General features: G+C 58.1%; 2 protein-coding genes. One reads left to right on the top strand and one right to left on the bottom strand.

From position 1 onward, the window contains the following. On the top strand, nucleotides 1-1,086 hold a 1,086-nt coding region (locus H5U08_RS14985; protein WP_297034791.1), incomplete at its 5' end, for an alpha-amylase/4-alpha-glucanotransferase domain-containing protein. Nucleotides 1,087-1,157: 71 nt separating this feature from the next. Here H5U08_RS14985 and H5U08_RS14980 read toward each other — a convergent pair. Further along, on the bottom strand, nucleotides 1,158-1,910 hold the full coding sequence (locus H5U08_RS14980; RefSeq protein ID WP_297034788.1) for a gamma-glutamyl-gamma-aminobutyrate hydrolase family protein: 753 nt from the start codon (nucleotides 1,908-1,910) through the stop codon (nucleotides 1,158-1,160). Between the last annotated feature and the right edge of the window lie 866 nt (nucleotides 1,911-2,776).

Raw genomic sequence — 2,776 nt, 5'->3', positions numbered from 1 at the left:
GGACAGTGTAACTGCCCGTACTGGCACGGCGCTTTTGGTGGCATTTATCTCCCCCATTTACGAAATGCCATCTACGAGCAACTCATCACCGCCGACGAACTCCTGGAAAAGGCCCAGGGACGCCCAGAACACTGGGTCCAGGCAACCGCAGAAGATTTCAACTTCGACGGAAGGCCAGAAATCCGCCTGGCCAACGATCGCATGGTCGCATACCTGGCGCCACACCAAGGGGGCATCCTCTACGAATGGGATTGCCGCCCTGTCCGTCGGAATTTGCTGGCCACCATGACCCGACGTCCCGAACTTTATCATGAGAAAGTGCGAGCAGGTGCCTCGCCCGAACACCAAGGTTGTGCGAGCATTCACGACCGAGTCGTCTTCAAACAAGCTGGCTTGGAGTCCCGTCTTCAGTACGACATCTATCCGAGAAAAAGTCTTGTCGATCTCGTGCTCAGTCCCGAAACCACGCTGGAACAGGCTGCCAGCGGTCAGATAATGCCCTGGGCGAAGCTTTGGGAGCAACCCTACGAGGGCACCATTCACACCAACCCCGATCGTGTCCGCGCCACGCTGACCACAGAGGCGGACGTCCTCGATCAGAGGATCCGTGTGACCAAGGCCGTCCTGTTGAGCGCCGGTTCATCGATCCTCGAAGTGGCCTACCGGCTGGAGAATCTTCCGCCCGATCGGCCTTTCCTTTTCGCGGTGGAATTTAATTTTGCCGGGTTACCTGCCGAAGCCGACGATCGGTTCTTCCTCAGCCTTGCCGAGGAAAAACTCGGCCATCTGGGGACGCGCTTGGACCTCGGCCAGGTGTCGGGCCTCGCTTTGGTGGACCAGTGGCTTGGGCTGCGCGTTCAGGTTGGGTTTTCCCGTCCAACCGACGTCTGGACGTTCCCGGTGGCTTCCGTGAGCCAGTCGGAAGGCGGATTCGAGCTGGTGCATCAGTCAGTGGCAGTTCAGCCCCACTGGCTGGTCCAGCCGGATGCCGAAGGTCGGTGGACGGTAAGCATGCGATTCCTGCTCGTGGCGGAATCGCAGCCCCAAACCAGTACGCCAGAAGCGGTCCTGTCCGCCACTGCCTGAATCCGAGCCTGTTGGCCTCACAGCAGACAGTCACGCGACCGGACAGAGGCGGTACACAGGCAGACCACCTGTTACGCAGGGATGGCCGCGGTGTGCCTCCCTGTCCGCTTTAACAGGCTCTCGACGAATTCCTCGAACACGCGCAGGTCGAGTGCCGACGCGGCTTCGCACTCCGGATGGAACTGAACACCAACAGCAAACCAATCGGGATCCCGGCTTTCAATGGCCTCGATAATTCCGTCCGGAGCTCGGGCGGTAGCCTCGAACACGGGTGCCAGATCGAGAATGGCCATGTGATGCCGGCTCGCCACGCGGATTTCTCCCTCACCGTAAACGCGATCGATGAGGGAGCCTTTGGTCACCACCAGGCCGTGACGGTGATATGGATCCTGGGGATCCCAGTGGGGAATGGCCGTCGGGAAGTCGTCGGGAATGTGGAGGGAAAGCGTGCCCCCCTGAGACACATTGAGAAGTTGCATTCCCGCCCCAATTCCCAGGACGGGCATCCGGCGCTGCCCAATCAACTTTGCCAGCATGCGGTCGAAGTCCTCCCGCCGCGGATGCATGACCTGGGTGTGCGCATGCCGGTAGCAGCCGTCTCGAATGGGATCGAGATCGGCACCACCAATGAGGACGAATCCGTCCAGTGTGTCCAGAACGCACTCAATGTCAGAGCGGTTAGTTAGCGGAGGCACCACCACAGGCACTGCCTGTGCCCGAATGAGGCAGTCAAAATAGCCCGCGGCGATCTCTCCCTTTGCGGGATTGACCTTGTCCGCAGGCCGGTAGTCCATGTTCAGGCCGATCAGTGGCTTCCGTCGCATAAAACACCTCCCTGTTGGTCAACCACAAAACCATTGGACCGGAATGGATACTGCAGGGCCGTTGTACCGCCTTCTACGCAAGAATTCCCCATGTCTCTGTCCGCGGCCAATATGGAGAAATCTTGACACCTTTTGCCCTTGGAGTCGATCAACGCGAAAAGCTGCGAGATGCGGTGAGGCAGGAAGCAGCGAGGACTGAACGATCGGAATAGATGTGCGCGACGTCCCTGTCATGGCGAGGGGAATTTCCTCCGTGGAATTCCAACCCGTGAAAATTGTTTAAGCGAACTAAGCAAAATCTACCGAACATACAGCCGGTGTCAATGCTCACTCAACATCTTGGCGAAGGCAGCAACCTGCCACAACGCGTTGTAGTGCATGCAGTGCTATCGCGTGGGCACGTTCTCACGATGTGAGCGAGAAATTCGGGCAAAACACCAGGTCAATGAAGCATTTCCAACCATCACATGATGGCGGCATATACGCTCGATTCATCGTCATGATCCTTGCTTGCGCGTGCGTCGCCGTTTTCTCTCACCATCGCCCGTGATTTCGTAATCTGGGGAGCAAGTCGGAGGTTATCACGCAGTTGCCACCACCATCGAGCACGCCCTCGGAGCGCTCTCCCAGTCTCTTTCAGAACTCACCAGAACTCAGTCAGATTGACAGAGACTGCAGGGGCACCTACGCCCTTTTCCCGGCAGTTGCTCTTCGCTAAAGTGAAACAAACTGCTCCTGTCCGGGAAGAGTCGGACACTGGCTCGCATTTTTGGAAACCTACGGGGGTCGCCCCGCAACAGTTCTCTGCCCATGGCGACAGAATAAGGAGGGTGACATGCGTTGGACAGCGGTGGCTTGTCTTTTGA

The organism is Thermogutta sp., from assembly GCF_014359955.1.
Classification (GTDB): domain Bacteria; phylum Planctomycetota; class Planctomycetia; order Pirellulales; family Thermoguttaceae; genus Thermogutta.
The sequence above is the reverse complement of the archived record's forward strand: the minus strand, read 5'-3'. Positions and strand labels throughout refer to the sequence as shown.

Excerpts from the sequence above, each read along its gene's own strand:
- H5U08_RS14980 (WP_297034788.1), bottom strand. The coding sequence starts at position 1,910 with ATGCGACGGAAGCCACTGATCGGCCTGAACATGGACTACCGGCCTGCG.